The organism is Bradyrhizobium sp. SZCCHNR1053, assembly GCF_032381235.1.
Lineage (GTDB): Bacteria > Pseudomonadota > Alphaproteobacteria > Rhizobiales > Xanthobacteraceae > Bradyrhizobium.
The window spans coordinates 394,550-414,847 of record NZ_JAUHJM010000003.1 but is presented as its reverse complement, the minus strand read 5'-3'; the positions used below and the strand labels follow the sequence as shown (position 1 = coordinate 414,847).

The 20,298-nt window shown below is 65.3% G+C and carries 16 protein-coding genes; 8 read left to right on the top strand and 8 right to left on the bottom strand.

Annotation, left to right across the window (positions count from 1 at the left end; all coding sequences use genetic code 11):
- Window positions 1-123 precede the first annotated feature (123 nt).
- From pgm to QX051_RS11070, 4 genes are all read left to right on the top strand, one after another.
- A complete protein-coding gene (gene pgm, locus QX051_RS11085) occupies window positions 124-1,764 on the top strand; it encodes a phosphoglucomutase (alpha-D-glucose-1,6-bisphosphate-dependent) (protein WP_315776123.1) in 1,641 nt (546 codons plus the stop codon).
- Between the two features lie 218 nt (window positions 1,765-1,982).
- Complete coding sequence (locus QX051_RS11080; protein ID WP_315776260.1) at window positions 1,983-3,218, top strand: lytic murein transglycosylase; 1,236 nt, start codon at window positions 1,983-1,985, stop codon at window positions 3,216-3,218.
- Between the two features lie 437 nt (window positions 3,219-3,655).
- Complete coding sequence (locus QX051_RS11075) at window positions 3,656-4,159, top strand: DUF1993 domain-containing protein (protein WP_315717326.1); 504 nt, start codon at window positions 3,656-3,658, stop codon at window positions 4,157-4,159.
- Window positions 4,160-4,318: 159 nt separating this feature from the next.
- Window positions 4,319-5,416, top strand: a complete 1,098-nt coding sequence (locus tag QX051_RS11070) for an alkene reductase (RefSeq protein WP_315776122.1) — start codon at window positions 4,319-4,321, stop codon at window positions 5,414-5,416.
- Between the two features lie 168 nt (window positions 5,417-5,584).
- Here the strand turns inward: QX051_RS11070 and QX051_RS11065 are convergent, their stop codons facing one another.
- Window positions 5,585-6,001: a hypothetical protein gene (locus QX051_RS11065; RefSeq protein WP_409998089.1), complete on the bottom strand. Its 417-nt coding sequence runs from the start codon at window positions 5,999-6,001 to the stop codon at window positions 5,585-5,587.
- 490 nt (window positions 6,002-6,491) lie between these two features.
- On the bottom strand, window positions 6,492-9,419 hold the full coding sequence (locus QX051_RS11060; RefSeq protein ID WP_315776120.1) for an autotransporter domain-containing protein: 2,928 nt from the start codon (window positions 9,417-9,419) through the stop codon (window positions 6,492-6,494).
- Between the two features lies 1 nt (window position 9,420).
- Here QX051_RS11060 and QX051_RS11055 point away from each other — a divergent pair, with 1 nt between their 5' ends.
- Window positions 9,421-9,573, top strand: a complete 153-nt coding sequence (locus QX051_RS11055) for a hypothetical protein (RefSeq protein ID WP_315773427.1) — start codon at window positions 9,421-9,423, stop codon at window positions 9,571-9,573.
- A gap of 393 nt (window positions 9,574-9,966) precedes the next feature.
- Here QX051_RS11055 and QX051_RS11050 read toward each other — a convergent pair whose 3' ends face one another.
- Window positions 9,967-12,342 (bottom strand): TonB-dependent receptor, encoded by a 2,376-nt coding sequence (locus QX051_RS11050; RefSeq protein WP_315776118.1) that lies wholly within the window; start codon window positions 12,340-12,342, stop codon window positions 9,967-9,969.
- 312 nt (window positions 12,343-12,654) lie between these two features.
- On the opposite strand from QX051_RS11050, the gene QX051_RS11045 reads away from it, so the two are divergent.
- Window positions 12,655-13,290, top strand: coding sequence for a response regulator transcription factor (locus QX051_RS11045; RefSeq protein ID WP_315776117.1), 636 nt, complete (start codon window positions 12,655-12,657; stop codon window positions 13,288-13,290).
- A 127-nt stretch (window positions 13,291-13,417) separates the two neighbouring features.
- On the opposite strand, the gene QX051_RS11040 is transcribed toward QX051_RS11045, so the two are convergent.
- A complete protein-coding gene (locus QX051_RS11040) occupies window positions 13,418-13,774 on the bottom strand; it encodes an EF-hand domain-containing protein (RefSeq protein ID WP_315738719.1) in 357 nt (118 codons plus the stop codon).
- A 955-nt stretch (window positions 13,775-14,729) separates the two neighbouring features.
- Between QX051_RS11040 and QX051_RS11035 the strand changes: the two genes are divergently transcribed.
- Window positions 14,730-15,572, top strand: a complete 843-nt coding sequence (locus tag QX051_RS11035) for a hypothetical protein (RefSeq protein ID WP_315776116.1) — start codon at window positions 14,730-14,732, stop codon at window positions 15,570-15,572.
- Window positions 15,573-15,620: 48 nt separating this feature from the next.
- A complete protein-coding gene (locus QX051_RS11030; RefSeq protein ID WP_315717331.1) occupies window positions 15,621-15,962 on the top strand; it encodes a hypothetical protein in 342 nt (113 codons plus the stop codon).
- 43 nt (window positions 15,963-16,005) lie between these two features.
- Here QX051_RS11030 and QX051_RS11025 read toward each other — a convergent pair whose 3' ends face one another.
- The 4 genes from QX051_RS11025 to QX051_RS11010 form a co-directional block, all read right to left on the bottom strand.
- On the bottom strand, window positions 16,006-16,947 hold the full coding sequence (locus QX051_RS11025) for a TonB family protein (RefSeq protein WP_315776115.1): 942 nt from the start codon (window positions 16,945-16,947) through the stop codon (window positions 16,006-16,008).
- The gene (exbD, locus tag QX051_RS11020; RefSeq protein WP_315776114.1) at window positions 16,944-17,369 is read right to left on the bottom strand and encodes a TonB system transport protein ExbD; all 426 of its coding nucleotides are present in this window, start codon (window positions 17,367-17,369) and stop codon (window positions 16,944-16,946) included. Before exbD ends, QX051_RS11025 begins: the two co-directional genes overlap by 4 nt.
- 3 nt (window positions 17,370-17,372) lie before the next feature.
- The gene (gene exbB, locus QX051_RS11015) at window positions 17,373-18,149 is read right to left on the bottom strand and encodes a tonB-system energizer ExbB (protein ID WP_315773416.1); all 777 of its coding nucleotides are present in this window, start codon (window positions 18,147-18,149) and stop codon (window positions 17,373-17,375) included.
- A 335-nt stretch (window positions 18,150-18,484) separates the two neighbouring features.
- Window positions 18,485-20,227, bottom strand: a complete 1,743-nt coding sequence (locus QX051_RS11010) for an ABC transporter substrate-binding protein (RefSeq protein WP_315738720.1) — start codon at window positions 20,225-20,227, stop codon at window positions 18,485-18,487.
- Between the last annotated feature and the right edge of the window lie 71 nt (window positions 20,228-20,298).

Below are 20,298 nucleotides of genomic sequence, written 5' to 3'. Positions count from 1 at the left end.
GATCGGATCACCGCACGCCGCCATGTTGCGGCAGGTTCGTCGCGACGCCCCGCGTTCCCTGCGCCCGCCGCGGCGGAACGAAGCGCCGCCGCAGATGTTTCTCGAACTTGCGAAGGATGCTCCATGGCCAAGACAGACCCCGCAGCCGGCAAGCCGATCGCCAATGCCGCGCTCGCCAACATTCCGCGGCTGATCACGGCCTATTATGCGCTGAAGCCCGACCCGCACCGGCCGACCCAGCGCGTCGCGTTCGGCACGTCGGGCCATCGCGGCTCGTCGTTGAAGACCGGCTTCAACGAGAACCACATTCTCGCCACCAGCCAGGCGCTCTGCGACTACCGGCGCCAGCAGGGCCTCGACGGCCCCCTCTTCGTCGGCATCGACACCCACGCGCTGGCCGAGCCGGCGCTCGCCAGCGCGCTGGAAGTGTTCGGCGCCAATGGCGTCGAGGTGATGGTCGACAAGGACGGCGGCTACACGCCGACACCGGTGATCTCGCACGCCATCATCTCCTACAACAAGGGCCGCACGGCGCATCTCGCCGACGGCGTCGTCATCACGCCGTCGCACAATCCGCCGGAGGATGGCGGCTACAAATACAATCCGCCGCATGGCGGTCCCGCCGACACCGACGCGACCGCCGAGATCGAGCGGCAGGCCAATGTCTATCTCGCCAACGACCTCGATGGCGTGTCGCGCATCAGCTACAGTCATGCCAAGCAGCGCGACTCGGTGCACGCTTACGACTACATCACGCCCTACGTCGCCGATCTCGCCAACACCGTCGATCTCGACGCCGTCAAGGCGGCTGGCATCAAGATCGGCATCGATCCGCTCGGCGGCGCTGCGATCGCCTATTGGGCGCCGATCATCGAGCGCTACGGCCTCAATGCCACCATCGTGAACGAGCTCGTCGATCCCACCTTCCGCTTCATGACCGCGGACTGGGACGGCAAGATCCGGATGGACTGCTCATCGCCCTACGCGATGGCGAGCCTGATCGGCATGCGCGAGCGCTTCGATGTCGCGTTTGCCAACGACACCGACGCCGACCGCCATGGCATCGTCACGCGTTCGGGCGGGCTGATGAATCCCAACCACTATCTGGCGACGGCCATCTCCTATCTGTTCGCGCACCGGCCCGATTGGCGAAGCGACGCCGCGATCGGCAAGACCATCGTGTCGAGCTCGATGATCGATCGCGTCGCGCGCAAGCTCGGCCGCAAGCTCGTCGAAACCCCCGTCGGCTTCAAATGGTTCGTCGAAGGCCTCGGCTCCGGCAGCTTCGGCTTCGCCGGCGAGGAGAGCGCAGGCGCGTCGTTCCTGAAGCGCGACGGCACGGTGTGGACCACCGACAAGGACGGCCTGATCCTCGGACTGCTCGCGGCCGAGATCATGGCCAAGCGCGGCCGCGACCCGAGCGAGCTCTACAAGGAGCTGACGGCAGAGCTCGGCGCGCCAGTCTATGAGCGCATCGACGTACCGGCGAGCCCGTCGGCAAAGGCGGCGCTGAAGGCCCTGACGCCGGAAATGCTGAACCTGAAGGAGCTCGCCGGCGATCCCGTCCGCATGGTGCATACGAAGGCTCCGGGCAACGGCCAGTCGTTCGGCGGCATCAAGGTCGAGACCGACTACGGCTGGTTCGCGGCGCGCCCCTCCGGCACCGAGGACGTCAACAAGCTCTATGCCGAGAGCTTTCGCGACGCCGAGCATCTCAAGCGGATCCAGAGCGAGGCCCAGGCGGCGCTGGCGAAGGTGGGGTGAAAGGGCGAGTAGCGAATAGGGTTCTTGCCGTTCCCCATTCGCCATTCGCTATTCGCCCCTGCCCCCTTCCCTCCCGCCCCCCGCATCGGATATCGATGGCTGGACAACGACCTGACAGCCATCGGTGAGACCGGATGCGAAGCTCTTCGACTGCCTTGCGCGTCATCTTCAGCGCGCTCGCAACCTCGTTCATGCTGGTTGTCAGCGCCGCGGCGCAAATGGCGCCGGAAGCGGCCGCGCCGCGTCCGAGGCCGGCGCCTTCCTTGCGCGCCGCAGCCTGCCATAGCGGCCAGAGCTTCGACCGGTTTCTCGCCGAGCTGAAGCAGCGTGCCATTGCCGACGGCGTGTCGCAGAGCGCGATCGCGGCTGCCTCGCCATACCTCACCTACAACCAGAGCATCGTCAACCGCGACCGCGGCCAGCGGGTGTTCGGCCAGCTGTTCACCGAGTTCGCCGGCCGCATGGCCGCAAGCTACCGGATGCAGAACGGCCAGCAGCACATCCGGATGCATGCGGCGGCGTTCGCGCGCGCCGAGAAGGAGTATGGCGTGCCCCCGGCGGTCATCGCCGCATTCTGGGGCCTGGAGAGCGATTTCGGCGCCAACATGGGCAACCTGCCGGTGCTGCCCTCGCTGGTGTCGCTGGCCTACGACTGCCGCCGCAGCGAGCGCTTCCAGAACGAGACCATCGCCGCGTTGAAGGTCATCGACCGGGGCGACCTCGCGCCGTCCGAGATGATCGGCTCCTGGGCCGGCGAGCTCGGCCAGACTCAGTTCCTGCCGACCCACTACGTCACCTATGCCGTCGATTATGACGGCGACGGCCGTCGCGATCTGCTGCGCAGCGCGCCCGACGTGATCGGCTCGACGGCGAACTATATCGCGACCGGGCTGAAATGGCGCCGCGGCGAACCCTGGCTGGAGGAGATCCGCGTGCCCCAGACCTTCCCCTGGGAGCAGGCCGATCTCACCGTCAAGGCGCCGCGCAGCAAATGGGCCGGCCTCGGCGTGACCTATGCCGACGGCCGGTCGCTGCCGAACGATCCGCTCGAAGCCTCCGTGCTGCTGCCGATGGGCCGCAACGGCCCGGCGTTCCTGGCCTACGCCAATTTCGCGGCCTATACCGAATGGAACAACTCGCTGATCTATTCGACCACCGCGGCCTATCTCGCCACCCGCATCGCCGGCGCGGCGCCGATGCGCAAAGCCAGTGGCCCGGTCGCGCAACTGCCGTTCAACGAGATCAAGGAGCTGCAGCAGCTCCTGGTGAAGGCCGGTTTCGACGTCGGCAAGGTCGACGGCGTGCTCGGCCAGCAGAGCCGTATCGCGGTCAAAACGATGCAGTTGCGGCTCGGGCTGCCGGCCGATTCCTGGCCAACGGCGGAACTGCTCGTAGGCATGCGCGGCACACCGCGGGCGCAGGCGGCGCCGGCTTCAGCGACAGCGACACGGTAGGTGAGCCGACATCATCGCGCGACGCTCCTCGTCTCTCAATTGCTGATGACCTATTGTCCGACTTCATGCGACCGTGTCGTCCGCTCTTGGCTATTCCAATTTATCACCTTGGAATTGGACCGCCAGACGATCGCTCAGGACAAAAGCGCGAGCAGACGGACAATTGAAGCCCAATTTGGCTTGTAGCGCCGATCTTCATCCTGACCATGTTCGGCCACCCAGGCTCGTCGTTCTCCACGACCTCGATCCGGCATTTCGTCCACGGCTTGGCGAAATCCTCTAGGGGACGCGTCCACAATCGCCGTGACCTCAGCGTGAACGACTGGAATGCACGGCGACCGCAAAATCAGAAAGATGCAGTTGCATTCTCTTGGACGCCGCCCCATCTCCGAGGGCGCGCGCTTTCGTCGCGACGTCTCCTGCCAAAAGAGAGCATCATGTCCTTTTACGATTCGACCGTGCCGGCCTACCTCCAGATCCTCGGCAGCCTGTCCGGCCTGCTCAGCAAGGCCGAGGCCCATTGCGAAGCCAAAAAGATCGCCCCCGAGGTCCTGCTCGGCGCTCGCCTGTATCCGGACATGCTGCCGCTCTCCAAACAGATCCAGCTCGCCTGCGACTTCGCCGCCAAAGGCTGCGCCCGGCTTTCCCACAGCGAGGTCCCGAGCACACCCGACACCGAGACGACGTTCGCCGAGCTTCGCCAGCGGCTTGCCAGAACCATCGATTACCTGAAGACGTTCCAGCCGGCGCAGTTCGAGGGCGCCGATAGCCGCGACGTGACCTTTCCAAGCGGGCCCAACACCACGCTGACCCTGAAGGGGCAGGACTTCGTTAACCGCGTCTCGTTTCCGAACTTCTATTTCCACGCCGCGATCGCGCACGGCATCCTCCGCCACAACGGCGTCGAAATCGGCAAGCGGGACTTCCTCGGGGTTGCCTGACCCCCTTTTGTTTTCTGCAGCAGGCTACCCAACGGACGGCTTGTTGCGGCGGCCCCGATCGCGCAGCTCGTTTGCGTCGGATGGATACCTCCTGGCATTGCGCTGTTCGCGGCAATGCACAATTGACCACAATCCCCTCCTCTCTCCTGGAAAGACCCGATGAGTGCATCCAAACTGTTCGAGCCGCATAAGCTCGGTCCGATCACCCTGGCCAATCGCGTCGTAATGGCGCCGCTGACCCGCAACCGCGCGGTGGACGGCCTTGCGCCGGGCCCGCTGACGGCCGAATATTACAGCCAGCGCGCCTCCGCCGGCCTGCTGATCTCCGAGGCCAGCCAGGTCTCGCAGCAGGGCCAAGGCTACCAGGACACGCCCGGCATCTATTCCAAGGAGCAGATCGCCGGCTGGCGCAAGGTGACCGACGCGGTGCACGCCAAGGGCGGCCGCATCTTCGTCCAGCTCTGGCACGTCGGCCGCATCTCCCATGTCTCGCTGCAACCGAACGGCGGCGCCCCGGTCGCGCCCTCGGCGATTCCTGCCAAGACCAAGACCTTCGTCGGCGGCACCTTCACCGACGTCTCGACGCCGCGCGCGCTCGAGCTCAGTGAGATTCCCGGCATCGTCGCGGCGTTCAAGCAGGCCGCGCTCAATGCGATCGAGGCCGGCTTCGACGGCGTCGAGATCCACGGCGCCAACGGCTATCTGCTCGACCAGTTCGCCAAGGACGGCGCCAACAAGCGCACTGACGCCTATGGCGGGTCGATCGAGAACCGCGCAAAGCTGATGCTCGAGGTCGCCAAGGCCGTCTTGGAGGCGATCGGCGCCGACAAGACCGGCATCCGGCTGTCGCCGGTGACGCCCGCGAACGACATCTCCGATTCCAATCCGCAGGCGCTGTTCGACTACATCGTCGACCAGCTCGCTGCGCTGAAGCTCGTCTACATCCACGTCATCGAGGGTGCGACCGGCGGTCCGCGCGACGTCGCGCCGTTCGACTACGCGTCGCTGCGCAAGCGCTTCAAGGGCACCTATATCGCCAACAACGGCTACGACCTCGCGCTCGCCAACAAGCAGCTCGACGCCGGCGCCGCCGACCTGATCGCCTTCGGCCGGCCCTTCATCGCCAACCCGGATCTTGTCGAGCGCCTCAAGGCCAACGCCCCGCTCAACGAGCTCGACCGCGCCACGCTCTATGGTGGCGGCGAGAAGGGCTACACCGACTATCCAACGCTGAAAGCGGCGCAAGCGGCGGAGTAGTCGCCATCACGTAAAGCAGCCGCCCGCAGGGCGGCCGCTTGCCCACCATGCCTCCGCGAGAGCGGAGGGAGTGGTGGGCACGGCGCACGAGAGGCCGCGCCTGTCGCGGCGACACCTCGCTTCGCGCCTTTGCCCACCCTGCGCTTCTGCGGTCCGGCACATCCCCACCTATATCATGCTGCCCGGCAGGAAGCACCGCACATCGATGCGCAGGCCCGTATTCAGCTCGCGATAATACACGGGCCATACCATCGTCCGGCCGGCGCGATTGGGCTCGGTCACCACGGCCTCTTCCGGAACGACCCACCATTGGCCTTCAATGCGAACACGGTAGCGGCCATCCTTCGTGTCCCAATCCGTGTCCGAGAGCGCGGTGCCATCCGCATTCGAGCAGCACGGCCCCTTGCCCGAACGCAAACTCTCGAACCAGCCCTTGAGCGGAGAATTGGCGTAACGCCCATCGAGATCGCGCGCCGCCGCATCGCCAAGCAGCAGAGAATGCGCCCCCAGACTGCCGGCGAGAAGCACGACAGAGATTGTCGCTCGTACCCAAGGAGGTACGTGGGGCCGGTGAACGGCATCCATCGATGACGTGATGATCGATACAAGGCTTGAAGATCTACGGCTCACGTGCACCACCTCGCTGCTCGATACGATGCGCAATAGCTGGTCGGGTTCTGTGGCGGAAGTTCGTAGTTGGCGGAGGCCGGCAGAAACTAATCGCGATGCTTCGCAAATTCCAGAAGCGCGCAGCGATCTCGTTCACGAGGTCAGCGGGACAATTGCCCAAAATCCATCGTGAGCAGACTCATCGACGATTCATACCGGCTGCGTAGGGTGGGCAAAGCAGCCGCCCGCAGGGCGGTCGCGTGCCCACCGTGCATCCGCGCAAGCGGAAGGAATGGTGGGCACGGCGCGCGGTGGAGTTGAGCTCGTGGCATGCAGTGTCGCACGCGCGCCTTTGCCCACCCTACGACAGCGGAGACACGTCACGCTTTGGTCAAGCAACAACAAGGCCGGGATTGCTCCCGGCCTTTGACGTCGTGCTTCGCAGGTCCTGCCCGAGGCAGCCGCTTCAGAACTCCGCGCGCACCTTCAGCAGCGCCGACTGCTCGAGATACTGGCTACCCACCACGGCGTTGTAACCCAGCGAGATCGACTGACGCTCGCCGAACGCCACCAGCTTGAGCGCGGCGCCCAGCTCGGCCAGGTTGCGCTCGGGCGACGGTCCGGCGGCGAGGAAGGTCGCGCTGCCGCCGGCAAAGCTTGCGGTCACGTTCTGCGCGGTGTTGCCGAACTCGTGCCGCCACGCCGCCAGCGTCTCCAGGCCGAAGCCGTAGGTCGAGGTGACCAGCAACGGAACGGTGGCGCGGAGGCCGAGGTTCGAGCGCACCGAATTGGTGGCCTGCCTGGCGATCGCGAGCGCAGCACCTGCGGTGCTGGTCTCGGTATAGGCATGCTGATCGAGACGGCCGTAGGTCACGCCGGCGAACGGCGTCAGCACGGCCTCGCCGAGCTTCACCGGGACACCAAACTCGCCACGCGCCAGCGTAAGCCAGCCCTTGTGGCTGCCCGAGACGGTGTCGGTAAAGCCCGCGAAGTTGACGCGGCGTGTGGTGGTGTAGTCGACCAGCGCGATGCCTGCGGAGCCGTTGACGTACCAGGACGGCTGAACATAGGCGGCGTACGCCGTGCCCTGATAGTGCTGCATGCCGACCGCATCGCCGGCGGCGGTCCGATCGTCGATGCTGCTGGTGGCGTAGCCAAACGCAGCACCGACGCGGAACGCATTGTCGATCCGCTGATCGATGCCGGCGACGAGGCCCCCGGTGTTGCCGCTGTAGCCGGCAACACCCGCCACGTCACGCTGCGAGGCATTGGTGCCGATCAGGCTGCCCCAGACGGTGCGCTCCGGCTCGGGCGCGATGGCCGACACCAGCGGCGCCTTCACCGTCGGACGAGCCTTCGGATGGAAGGCCATCAGCATCGAGGCGAGCGGATCGGCGTCGTCGGCGAACGCCGAGGCGACACGCGAATTGGGCGACGCGGCCGCCGCCGTCAGCCGGTTGTCGATCTGGTTCTGGAACAGCGATGCGGTGCTGAGCGGCACCTGGACCTGGGCGCCGTTGACGAGCGGACGCAACTGATCGCCGGCGCCGCGCACCTCCCGGTCGGTGCTGAGGCTCTGCACCGCGCCGCCGAGCGCCTGCAGCTGCGCATTGCTGCCGTTGTAGCCAAGCAGGCCGTTGAGCGCGGCAAGGCTGCTGGGCGAGATGCCGGCAATGGTCGCGGGCGACCGCACGGACGCGTTCAGCAGCAGAGCCCCCGTCGAGGTATCGGCAGTGAAGCCGACCAGCGCGCTGGAGAAATCGACGTCGAGCGGCGTCGCCGACACCGCCGTCGCGACACGATAGAAGTCGCCATTGCGCACGATGCCCTGAAGCGTCGGCGCAACCGTCCCCGCGCCGGCGAAGGTCACCGCGCCGGTGATGTTGCCGATCTTCGTCGACGGCGCTGCCGCGGTGCCGCCCGACCCGAAGATCGTCGTGCGCAACACCGCGCCATCGACGAGCTGCACGCCGGCCCCGCCGCTCATGGTGACCTGCGACTTCATCAGGTCGAGCATGCCGAAATTGACGATGCTGGCGAGGCTGGTCACGCCGTCGAGCGTCAGCGAATTGCTGCCGAGGCCGCTCTGCGCGACGACGTTGCCGCTGAAGCCGGTGCCCTTCAGCAGGATGGTATTGGTCGCACCATCCTGGTCGTTGATAATGATGTCGCCGCCGAGCGCGCCGGTGTTAACCAGATTGAAGGTGCGCGCGCCGAAAAACGTCGCCGCCTGGGTGGTGCTGGCGGCGCAGAGCGGATCGGTCGTGTTCGCGCCCGCCGTCGGACAGGCATTGCCGTTGACGTCCGTGCCCGAGCCGGAGCTGCTATAGGTGCCCGCGACGGTGCCTGCGGTCGCCTTCGCAAACGAGCCGCGCGAGGCGCTCTGGTCGACCGAAATCGATCCCAAGATCGTGCCGCTGTTGGCGATGTCGTGCTCGCCCGAGCCCAGATAGAGGTTGCCCTGGATCAGGCCGGCATTGCTGATGACGCTGTCGCGCGGGCCCGAGTTCGAGCCGCTGCCGGTCAGCGGGAGGGTCGATCCCGCCGCAAGCCCCGCGGCCGTGGTCAGCGGATTGGTGTCGAGCGCCAGGATATCGCCCTTGATCACGCCGCCGGCAGTGTTGGTCAGCGTCAGCGCCTTGGTTTCGGTCACCGTCACGTTGCCGCCGGCGTCGAACTTGTAGAGCGGCGAATCCGGATTGCTGCCGGGGATCGTATCGAACTCGGCGCCGGCGAAGGCGCCGATGGCCCAGTGCCCATCATAGAAGCGGCTCGCCGCCGTCCAGCTGGTGTTGGCGATGGTGCCGGAGTTGGTGATCGTGGTGTCGGCCCGGCCGTAATAGGCGGCGGCATAGTTGCCGGTCGCCGAGATCGTGCCGCCGGCGCGGTTGTTCACCACGAAGCTGTTGGTGTTGTCGTCGGAATACAGCGCCGAGATGATGGCGAGGTTGGTGCCGTTGTAGCGGCCCGTCGCGGTCGCACCGACCGAAACGCTCAGCTTGGTGGGATCGAACGCGCCGAAGAAATTCTGGGTGGCGGCGAGCGTCCCGGTGTTGTTGACGGTGAACCTGTTGACCTGGCTGTCGGCGACGATGACGTGAAGCCGGCCAGCGCTGAGCTGGCTGGTGGTGAGGCTGAGCCAGCCGGCGTTGTTGATGACGACGTTGTTGACGGCCGGATCCTCGGCATTGGAAAAATTGGCCGCGATCATGCCGCGATCGGCCAGACCGGCCTGGGTGTTGGTGGTGAGATTGCGAACGGCCGTCGAATCCAGCGTGACAATCGTCGTCGGCGGATTGGGATTGTAGCCGGTCACCGGAAAGGCCGGGTTCGCCGGCGTATAGGAATTGCTGCCGCTCGAGGGCGTCGCCGTCGCCGCAGCGGCGTCGTACACGGTGATTGCCGTGCTGATGGTCCCGCTGCAGGTGACGGTGACGCCTGGCGTCGTACATTCGGCCCTTGCCTCGCCGGCAACCATCCACGTCGACAACAACACAAAACTTGCGGCAGCCGCCTCGCTGCGCTTTCTGTTCTTTGACTTCACCTGACGCCCCACGGTACGCAATACACGGCTTCTTGTTGATGACCGATTGCATCGAAACGTGGGCAGGAGCCAGCAAGGCGAAAGTTTCTAGGAGCGCCCGGGACATTTTCAAACTAACAACTGAATTAGTCCCATAACTCCCGGACTAATTATCATCATCCGCTTCATTTGAAACATCACTCTTCCGCCAGATCTGAAATTTTAACGACAAGGACGGCGGACCGCTCCACCGTGGAGGACAGCACAGAGATGAACTCGCGCTCCCGGTTCCGACACCTACTGGCTCCGATCAACAAATGAAAAGGCCGGGATTTCTCCCGGCCTTCTTGCCACGGTGGGGGGCTGCCGTGGCGCGGCGCGGATGCGCCTATGGTGGCTGGTCGTCCGCTCCTGAGGCTCAGAACTTCGCCCGGATGCCGGCATAGGCCGCGAGCGGCATCCCCGGAACCATACTGCGCGGATCGTTCAGCGCGAACGCCGTTCCGCCGCCGGCGGTGTTGAAGCCGGCGGGGTCGAACACGGTACCTGCCGAGTAATAGCGCTGATTGAACAGGTTCTGGATCAGGCCGAACACCTCGACGTTCTTGGTCACCTGATAAGATGTGTTGACGTTCACGACCCAGTAGGCCGGGACCTTCGGGTAGACGTTGGTCTCGTCGTGCAGCAGGTACTGGCTGCCGACATAGTTGACGCTCGCGCCGACCTTCCAGGCATCGGTCACGGCATATTCCGCTCCGAGCTTCAGGCGATGCGCCGGAATGCCGGGAATGTGGTTGCCGGAGACGACGCCGACCGGCACCCGGAGGAACGGATCGTTGACGTCGAAGGCGCTGCGGAAGGTGGCGTCGATGAAGGTGTAGTTGGCGTAGGCGGTCCACCGGTTCCAGGCCAGGTCGACCTTGGCCTCGACACCCTGGCGCAGGGTGGTGCCGGCGTTCTTGAAATAGCCGCGCACCGGGTTGAGCGGATCGACCACCTGCAGGATGTCGTCGGAATTCTCGGTGCGGAACAGGCTGAGGCCCCAGCGCAGCCGCCAGCCGTCATCGACCGCCACCGATTTGATCGGCGCCTTGCGGTAGGCCGGCAGGTCGGCAGCGTAGGCCGAGCGGCCGCCGGAGATCTCGCCGCGCAGGCCGCCTTCGACCGTGCGCGACACCACCTGCTTGAGCGGCGGATCGGCGATCAGGAAGTTGTCGATCAGGCAGGGATTGGCCGGATCGGAGCAGCCTAGCTCGAGCGGCGTCGGCGCGCGGTTGGCTTCGGAGTAGCCGGCATAAGCGGTCATATCAGGCGTGATCTTGTAGGTCAGGCCGACCACCGGGTTGAAACGCTGAAAGTTGTTGTTGCTGTTCAGGAGCGGCGCGAAGCCGGTCTGGTCGCGCAGGTTGATCTGCGCCCAGTTGAAGCGGCCGCCAGCCGTCAGCGCCAGCTGCGAGGTGATGTCGAAGGTGTTGGTCGCGTAGACGCCGAGATAGGTGTTCTTGGCATTCAGGTTGACCGGAGCAAGGCCGGCGTTGGGCTGGTCGATATAGACGCCGAGGCCGGTGACGAACAGGTTGTTGTCGAGGGTGCCGAGCTCGGAGGTCGCCTGGAAGTTGGTGTTGCCGTGATCGACGCTGGCGCCGACGACGAAATGGTTGTCATGACCGAATAGCTGCGTGGTCGAGGTCGCCTGCAGCGAGCCACCATAGCTGTCGGTCTTGACCGTGTTGCGGTCGATCTGGCCGAGCGCCGCATCGGCGGCCAGCGTGTTGGCGGTTGGGCCGTTGCGGTTGATGTCCCACGGGGTCCCGGCGGCGTCCTCAAGGACGAACACGCCGCCGCCGTCCTGCACTTCGGTGCCATTGCCGTCGACGCGCGCCGACTTGTAGTTACGGTAGTAGCCGTTGGCCTGGATCGACAGCGTGTCGGTCGGTGTCCACTTCGCGCTCGCCTGCACCATCTGCATCTGCAGATGCAGCGACTGCGGCCAAGTATAGACGCTGGACCAGCGCTGGTTCAACATCTCGATCGGCGTCGCGGCCACCGAGCCGAGCTTGTTGTCGGCGCCGGTGAAGGACAGGTGGAATTCGGTATTGTCGCCGCGCGCGCCGAAATCGGCATACATGCGCCGGATCTGCGAGGCCGACGAGTAGTCGCGCCAGCCGCGGTCATAGGCGCCCTCCGCCGCGATATAGGCCGAATAGGTGCCGTTGTTCCAGCCGTATTGCGCGCCCGACTGGACCCGGCCGAACGATCCGCCGAACAGCTGGGCTTCTCCGCCCTGGTAGGTGAAGCCGTTCTTCATCTCGATCGACATGGCCCCGCCGGTGGCGTTGAGGCCGAACAGCGGATTGTTCGGCATCAGCGTCATGCGCGCAATCGCCATTTCCGGGATCAGGTCCCAGTTCACGACGTCACCGAAGGCCTCGTTGATCCGGGTGCCGTTCTGGTAGACGGCGATGCCCTGCGGCGTCCCGAGCACGGGTGAGGCGGTCTGACCGCGATAATTCAAGTCGCGCTGGAACGCGTTCCCGGTCTGGTCGCTGAGGGAGACCCCGGGCACCGATTGCAGGATGCTGTCGAGCAGCGTCGGCGCGCGGCTGTGGTCGAGCTCCCGCGCCCCGATGGTTTCGACATTGGAAGGAATCTTGTCCTTCGCGATCTCGCTGCCCTGAACGGGCGAGACGCCGACCACCTCGATGGTCTGCAGGGTTTGCTGCGCGAACGCAGCCGTAGGCAGCAACGCACACGTCGCGAGAAGCGCGCTCTTCAGCGCCGACAGTCTGGTCAAGACGTCCCCCAGTTTCTTGTCGACCGGTTCCGGCAACAGCCCACGCCCCTGAGCCTTTATCCGCACCAGAAACGGCCGATTTACCTGTTTACGAACGTTAACATTCGTAAACAGCCCTCCAGTTCGTCGCAACGGGCAATATTCTTCGGTACCTAGGGACAATCTTCCCGGATCCGGAAAGTGGCGATCAATTCGCCGAGCTATCTCCCAGCCTCGGCCGCACTGTTGCACCCGATCCTGGTTTGCAAGGGAACTCACATGGTAGAGGAAGCATCGGCGCCGTCGGCGCCATAAGGGCAAGACCTTCATCGGATGTATCGCGTTCTGCTCGTCGATGACCACCCGGTCGTGATCACGGCCTGTCGCTGGCTGCTGAATGAAGCCGGGATCCGCTCGCTGTCCGAGGCACACGATGCCGACAGCGGGTACCAAGCCTATATCCGCGACCGGCCGGACGTCGCGATCGTCGATCTGCGTCTACAGGGACGGGAACTCGGCGGAATCAGTCTGATCGAACGCATGCGGTCGCACGATCCCCGCGCCCGAATCCTGGTCTTCAGCATGCACGCCGATCCGCGTATCGTCCGCTCCGCGATCGACGCCGGCGCCAACGGCTATTTGCTCAAGGACGCCCCGCCGCACGAGCTGCCAAAGGCATTGGAACAGGTTCGAACCGGCGGCACCTATCTCGACCCGCAGCTCGCCACCCGCATCGCCCTGCTCCGCGCCGATCCGGACGGCATGGCGACCGCGGCATTGACCCCGCGCGAGCGCCAGGCACTTGCGCTGCTGGCTCAGGCGAAATCCTATCAGGCGATCGCCGACCATCTCGGCATCAGCTACAAGACCGTCATCAACCTGACCTACCGGCTGCGACAGAAGCTCGGGGCGCGCAGCCTGCCCGACCTAGTTCGTCTCGCAGTGGAAATGTCCCGCCCAAGCATGTGAGGGCCAATCGCCCTCCCTGCCGGCCCGCCACGAGCATCCGCCTGAAAGACGAGGGCCTGCGACGGTCTCCCATCACAGGCCCTCGAGCTCATGTCTGTGTCGCGTCGGTCCAGTGCGGACCGATGTCTCACTTCAGCAGCTTGGCCACCGACTTCAGCTCCTTGGAATCGAGCGTGCCGTCATGGTCAGGATCGGCCGCCTTGAAGCGGCCTTCCACCAGCGCGAGATACTCGTCCTTGGTCAGCGTGCCGTCATTGTCGGGATCAGCGGCCTTGAGATCCTTGGCCGAAACGCGGCCGCGCAGCTCCTTGGCGTCGAGCGTGCCGTCGTGGTCGCGATCGAGACGATCGAACAGCGCGCCGGCGGCCGTGCGGACCTCGTTCATGTCGGCGGTGCCGTCCTTGTCGGGGTCGATCGAGGTCAGCAGCTTGGAAGGGGCCGGTGCACTGACAGCGATCGTCGACGTGCCGACGATCGCTGTCATGCCGACGGCAGCGGCCGTCATCATCAGTTTCCAATTCATCGAATTGATCCTTTGTCTCCGCCGTCCGAGGGGCGGCGATGAAGGGCACGAAAACAACGTATGCGAGCGTCGGCGGTTCACCGGCAACGCGCCACACATCACTTTGACCTATGGGAGGCCTTGTCATTTCGCAAGTGCAAGAACGCGACGCCCGGGAAATTCCCGCAAGAGCGTCGGGACTAGAACCTCGGTCCGTGCAGGAAATATCTCCCCGGACGGTCGCGACGCGGACCGCTATCGTGGTCGAAGACACCTCCTCCTGCCTCGGCCCGGGCATTGGCGACGTGGCGTCCGCGCTTGGCGACATGCCTTGCGGTTCTGGCACCGCTCCCCGATGACGCCTGTCGGACTTGCCAAACCTGACCTCTCTTGCCGGCCTGGGTTTGATTCCACCATGCTTCCAACTGGTCCCGCAGCGGCTCCTCCGCGAAGGCGCGTCCATCCGGCAGCAGCGTGGACAGAAGGAGTGTGAGCACCAGTCCGAGCCGCATCGGCTGAGCGGACAAGCGGCGACGATGACCGGGTGTGTGAAGCACGGGCGTGTCCATTCTCTGGCTGATCCGGCGATCAGCAATGCATGCTGCAGCACATGTTTTCCTCGCTCTATGACATCAATGTGTTTGCAACACGCCACATTCATCGCCGCCCTGAGATTCACTCGCGAAATGGCCGCCATATTGTCCCGGTCAAAATGTCCCGTTCGACTTGTCAAAACATCCCTATTCCTCATCGAAACAGGAAGGCCGGAGCAATTGCGGCATTCAACGACTGATCGTTTCCCGATCGCGTCATCTTTCAGCCGACGGGCCCGCATGTTTTCGCCCCGCCGACTCGTTAGCTCATCAGTTGAAGGGAGCGCGGGGACATGCAGCCGAACGGCATCGCCAGGAGTGCAAGAAGACGATCGCGATTGTACATGGCTGCCGGTGCTCTCGTTCTCGCGCCGTTCGGTGCAGCGGCCGAGGAGATCCAGGGCAATGACCCCGCCTCGCCCGGACATTTCCAGGTCGAACAGCGCTTCGGCTATCTGACAACCTTCAATCCGCAACAGAACGGCGGACGCCGCGTGCCGCAGCGTGCGGTCACCGGCGAGACCGAGATCGGCTACTCGCCGACCGAATGGTACGAGATCGCGTTGACCTCGCCTTACGCCTTTGCCCGCACCAATGTGCCGATGGCGCTGGGCAACGTGATGGACAATGGCGTGCCCGGCTATTCATTCCAGTCCGGCGGCGTCACCATTCGCCAGACCTTCATCCAGGGCGACCGGCTTGAGCGCACCGTCTTCCTCGGCCTGGTGTCACGCACCATCCTGGCGCCGCAGGGCGGCCTGACGCCAGACCTGTGGGTCGCCAACAAGGCCGGAGCCGGCCAGCCCGGCGCGCCGCGCTTCGTGCAGGAGGCCACGCCGCGGGTGGCGCAGATGTTCACGCCGATCATCGGCGTCAACCTGCCCAACGACTATCAGCTCATCTTCAACGCCAACATGACCTTCGGCATCGACGGCGCCGGCTCGGCCTTCGAGCCCTCGGTGCGCTTCGTCAAGCGCCTCAGCGATCGCTGGACCATCGGTATCGAGCACTTCTCCAATCTCGGACCGTTCGGCTACATCCTGCCCTGGAATCAGCAGATGCAGACGCTCTACGCAGTCGCCGACACCCGCTTCAAGGGCTTCGAGCTCAGCTTCGGCGTCGGCTACGGCCTGACCAACGCCTCGCGCGGCCTTGCCGTCAAGACCAGCATCGGCAAGGATTTCTGATCGGCGCGCCTTCATCCCATGACCAATCATAAGAAAAGGACACTCGTCATGCGTCGCCTCGTCACCGCCTGCGCGCTTCTCATGCTGGCCGGCTCCGCCGCGTCCGCCGAGGACGGCCCGCGCTTCCTCAATCGCACCGGCCAGACCATCGTGAAAATGTACCTGGCGGCCGCCGGCACCAAAACCTGGGGCGCCGACCAGTGCAAGAACGACGACGAGGGCGAGGTCGACCACAATGAGCGCATGACGCTGGTCGGCGTGAAGTCCGGCCGCTACGACATCAAGCTGTCCGAAAAGGGCGGCCGCACCTGCGTCGCCAAGAACATCGAACTCAAGGAAGGCGCGCAGTTCGTCGTGCGCGATACGGATCTGACCGAGTGCAGCAAATAAGCGGCACGCGGCGGCACCGATATCGCCCTGGATGGCGCCGCGTTCAGCGCGGCCTCAGATGGAGGGGGACCGTGCGCGAGACCTGCGCCTGAGCCATCGCCGGCGGAAAGCGCGGGAACGGCGCGGCGCGTTCGATGATGCCCATCGCCGCGCGGTCCAGCGCCGGCGAGCCCGAGCTTCCAGCGAGCCGTCGCGACAGCAGCCGTCCGTTGCGATCGATCACGACGTTCAGCATGACGGTGCCGCTCGCGCCATTGCCGTCGGAGGGATAGGCTGCGGCGCGGCGGATCTGCGCCACCACCTCGGCGTTCCAACTGGCCTGGCCCTCGCGCGCCCCGACGCTGTCCTCGCCGGGATTGGGCGCCGACGCGACACGTGAAGGCCGGGCCGCTGGCGCCGCAGCCGGCTTCGGCGGTGCGGGCTTCCTCTCGACCCTCTCCTTCGTCTCCTTCTTCTCCACTGGCTTGCGCTCGACACGCTCGGGAACGGGCTTCGGCTCCGGCGGTATCGCCTCGATCTGTTTCGGTGGTGGCGGCGGCGGCAAAACGACATCGTCTGCACGCGGCGGCTCGGGCGCGAGCGCGACCTGTGGCGCGGGCTCCGGCGAGGGAATGACATCCGGCACCGGCTCCGGCTGCGCCATGACCTGCGGCTCCGGCTCGGAGGGAGCCGGCGGGACAGGCTCAGCGACGGCCTCGCGCGCGACCGGGTCGTCCTTCACCGGCTCGTCCTTCGGCGGCTCCACCGGCGGCGGCTCGGACGCCGGCGCATCCTGCGCCGTCGGCGCCGGCTCGCTCACCACCGCCGGGGTGAACACGACGTCGAAGGCCGGCGCCTGGGCACGTCCCTGCGGCGCGGGACGCAGCAGCAGATAGCCGACGGCGAGCCCGACATGCAGCCCGCCCACCACCAGCGCGGCGATGGTCCACAGTGTCCGCTCCCGGCGCTGCTCGTATTCGAACGGATCGAGCGTGAGGACGCTCACTGCGCGCCCCGGTCTTCCAACGCGACCAGCGCCACCTTGGTATAGCCGGCGCGGCGCAGCGTGTTCATCAGCGCCATCACCTCGCCATAGGGCAGCGTCTGATCGGCGCGCAGCAGCACGCGCTGCTCGTGATCGGACTTGGTGGCGGCATCGAGCGAGGCGGCGATGTCGGGCTGCGCCACGCTCTGGTCGCCAACGGCGAGCGAACGGTCGGCCTTGAAGGTGACGAAGACCGGCGTTTCCGCGCGCGGCTGCGGCTCGGCCGAGATCGCCGGCAGGTTGACCGGGACGTCGACCGTGGCGAGCGGCGCTGCGACCATGAAGATGATCAGGAGCACCAGCATGACGTCGATGAACGGCGTCACGTTGATGTCGTGCGTCTCCTCGAATTCGTCGGGGCGTCGGGCGAGCTTGACGGCCATGGCTCACTCCGCCGGATTGGCGATCGACAGCATCGGCGCCTCGACGGCGCGGATGGCGCTGCGCCGCGTTTCGGCGGGCCCGGCGTGCTGACGGTCGAGATCGCGGCTGAGCAGGCGCATCACCGCCACCGACGCATCGGCGATGACGGCGCGATAGCCGCCGGTGGCGCGCGCGAACAGGTTGTAGATCACGACCGCGGGAATCGCGGCGGCGAGGCCGAAGGCGGTTGCGAGCAGCGCCTCCGCGATGCCCGGCGCCACCACCGCGAGGTTGGTCGTATGCGCATGCGAGATGCCGATGAAGCTGTTCATGATGCCCCAGACCGTGCCGAACAGGCCGACGAACGGCCCGACCGCGCCGACCGTGGCGAGAATGCCGATGCCGCGGCCGATGCGCGCCACCGCCGCCGCCTCGATCCGCTCGAACTGCCAGGAGACGCGCTCCTTGATGCCGTCGGCGGGAAGGCCACGCGACTTGTCGATTTCGTCATCGGCGACGGCCAGCAGCCGGCCGACCACACCGTCGTCGGCGGAAATGCGTCCCGTCGCATCCGACAGCGCGCGCGCGGCCATCGCGATGCCGAGCGCGCTGCGCGAGGTGCGCAGTGCCGCGCGGAGTTGGATCGTCTTCACCACCAGAACGGTCCAGGTTGCGACTGAAGCCAGCGCCAGCCCGATCATCACCGCCTTCACGACGATGTCGGCCTGCATGAACATGGTCCAGGGCGACAACGCTTCCGGCAGCGTGCTCGCGATATTGGCGATGTGCGCCTGATCCATGGCCGTACTCCCTCGGTGGCCCCGTGGTTGGTGATCACGATCCCGGCGTGGATCGCATAGGGCCATGCCGGATCGTGTCGGAGCCTTGTTGTTTCGTGTCGTTGGGGCAAAGTCACGGCGAAGATCGCGACAATCCCGATCGTCAAAGAGTGCCGCCTGTCCCCACCGGCTTCAAGGCACTTGCTGCGTGGAAGTTGTCCCATGCGATCCGGGAATAATTCCCGAATGGAACGGGAAGCCCCTCACCTCTGGGCCAAAAGAAAAGGCCGGGATTGCTCCCGGCCTTCGTGATGGGATTGCCCGGTCGAGCCGGACGACGCCTTCAGAGCGTGGGCTCACTTCGCCTCGGCGCGCTTCGGCGGGGTGGCCGGCCACGACTTGATCAGGGTGTCGTAGTCGATCGTCTCGCCCTTGGGCTTCTCGTTCGCGAGCTTGCGCTGCGGAGCGATGTTGCCGTCCTTGGCCGACTTGTTGAACCAGAACTCGGCCGATTCCTTCTTGTTCAGCTTCGGACCGCACTCGCCCTGGACCTTGGACTTCTCGAGACGCTCGAGGACGGAGTCCTGGGCGGCTGCGAGCGCATCCATCGCGGCCTGCGGCGTCTTCGCACCGGACGACGCATCGCCGATGTTCTGCCACCACAGTTGCGCCAGCTTCGGATAGTCGGGCACGTTGTTGCCGGTCGGGGTCCACTGCACGCGCGCGGGCGAGCGGTAGAACTCGACGAGGCCGCCGAGCTTCGGCGCACGCTCGGTGAACGACTTGTCCCAGATGTCGGATTCACGGATGAAGGTGAGACCGACATGGCTCTTCTTCAAGCTGACCGTCTTGGAGACGATGAACTGCAGGTACAGCCAGGCGGCCTTGCGGCGATCCGGCGGGGTCGACTTCAGCAGCGTGAGCGAGCCCGCGTCCTGATAGCCGAGCTTCATGCCTTCCTTCCAGTAGGCGCCGTGCGGCGACGGAGCCATGCGCCACTTCGGCGTGCCGTCAGCGTTCACGACTGGCAGACCCGGCTTCACCATGTCGGCGGTGAAGGCGGTATACCAGAAGATCTGCTGGGCGACGTTGCCCTGCGCGGGCACCGGGCCAGCCTCGGAGAAGGTCATGCCCTGCGCCTGCGGCGGCGCGTACTTCTTCATCCAGTCGAGATATTTGGTGATCGAGTAGACCGCCGCCGGACCGTTGGTGTCGCCACCGCGCTCGACCGAGGAGCCGACCGGACGGCAGCCTTCCATGCGGATGCCCCATTCGTCGACCGGCAGGCCGTTCGGGATGCCCTTGTCGCCGTTGCCGGCCATCGACAGCCAGGCGTCGGTGAAGCGCCAGCCGAGCGAGGGATCCTTCTTGCCATAGTCCATGTGACCATAGACCTTGACGCCGTTGATCTCCTTGATGTCGTTGGTGAAGAACTCGGCGATGTCCTCATAGGCCGACCAGTTCACGGGCACGCCGAGGTCGTAGCCATATTTGGCCTTGAACTTGGCCTTGTAGTCCGGATTGGTGAACCAGTCGTAGCGGAACCAATACAGGTTCGCGAACTGCTGGTCGGGCAGCTGATAGAGCTTGCCGTCCGGAGCGGTCGTGAACGACTTGCCGATGAAGTCGTTGACGTCGAGATAGGGGTCGGTGACGTCCTTGCCCTCGCCCTTCATGTAGTCCGACAGCGCGATGGTCTGGCCGTAGCGGAAGTGGGTGCCGATCAGGTCGGAGTCGTTGATCCAGCCGTCATAGACGTTCTTGCCGGACTGCATCTGGGTCTGCAGCTTCTCGACGACGTCACCTTCCTGGATGATGTCGTGCTTGAGCTTGATGCCGGTGATCTCGCTGAACGCCTTGGCGAGCGTTTTGGCTTCGTACTCATGCGTGGTGATGGTCTCGGAGACGACGTTGATCTCCATGCCCTTGAAGGGCTCGGCGGCCTTGGCCAGCCACTGCAGCTCCTTCAGCTGCTCCTCTTTCGAGAGCGTCGAGGGCTGGAATTCGCTGTCGATCCACTTCTGGATCGTGGCGTCGTCGGCAAGCGCCGGCACGGACAGCGTCATGGTCGCGGCGAACAGCGCGGCAGCGCTGGTCATCGCGAGATAGCTTGCCTTGGTCAGGTGATGCTTCCTAGGTTTCAAGTGTCGCATGCTTTCCTCCTTGAGCG

Bases quoted from the DNA above. Each gene is read 5' to 3' on its own strand.
- QX051_RS11045 (WP_315776117.1), top strand. From the start codon at position 12,655: ATGTATCGCGTTCTGCTCGTCGATGACCACCCGGTCGTGATCACGGCC.
- QX051_RS11070 (WP_315776122.1), top strand. From the start codon at position 4,319: ATGAGTGCATCCAAACTGTTCGAGCCGCATAAGCTCGGTCCGATCACC.
- exbB (WP_315773416.1), bottom strand. From the start codon at position 18,149: ATGGATCAGGCGCACATCGCCAATATCGCGAGCACGCTGCCGGAAGCG.
- QX051_RS11035 (WP_315776116.1), top strand. From the start codon at position 14,730: ATGGCTGCCGGTGCTCTCGTTCTCGCGCCGTTCGGTGCAGCGGCCGAG.
- QX051_RS11065 (WP_409998089.1), bottom strand. From the start codon at position 6,001: ATGGATGCCGTTCACCGGCCCCACGTACCTCCTTGGGTACGAGCGACA.
- pgm (WP_315776123.1), top strand. From the start codon at position 124: ATGGCCAAGACAGACCCCGCAGCCGGCAAGCCGATCGCCAATGCCGCG.
- QX051_RS11010 (WP_315738720.1), bottom strand. From the start codon at position 20,227: ATGACCAGCGCTGCCGCGCTGTTCGCCGCGACCATGACGCTGTCCGTG.
- QX051_RS11040 (WP_315738719.1), bottom strand. From the start codon at position 13,774: ATGACAGCGATCGTCGGCACGTCGACGATCGCTGTCAGTGCACCGGCC.
- exbD (WP_315776114.1), bottom strand. From the start codon at position 17,369: ATGGCCGTCAAGCTCGCCCGACGCCCCGACGAATTCGAGGAGACGCAC.
- QX051_RS11075 (WP_315717326.1), top strand. From the start codon at position 3,656: ATGTCCTTTTACGATTCGACCGTGCCGGCCTACCTCCAGATCCTCGGC.
- QX051_RS11080 (WP_315776260.1), top strand. From the start codon at position 1,983: ATGGCGCCGGAAGCGGCCGCGCCGCGTCCGAGGCCGGCGCCTTCCTTG.
- QX051_RS11030 (WP_315717331.1), top strand. From the start codon at position 15,621: ATGCGTCGCCTCGTCACCGCCTGCGCGCTTCTCATGCTGGCCGGCTCC.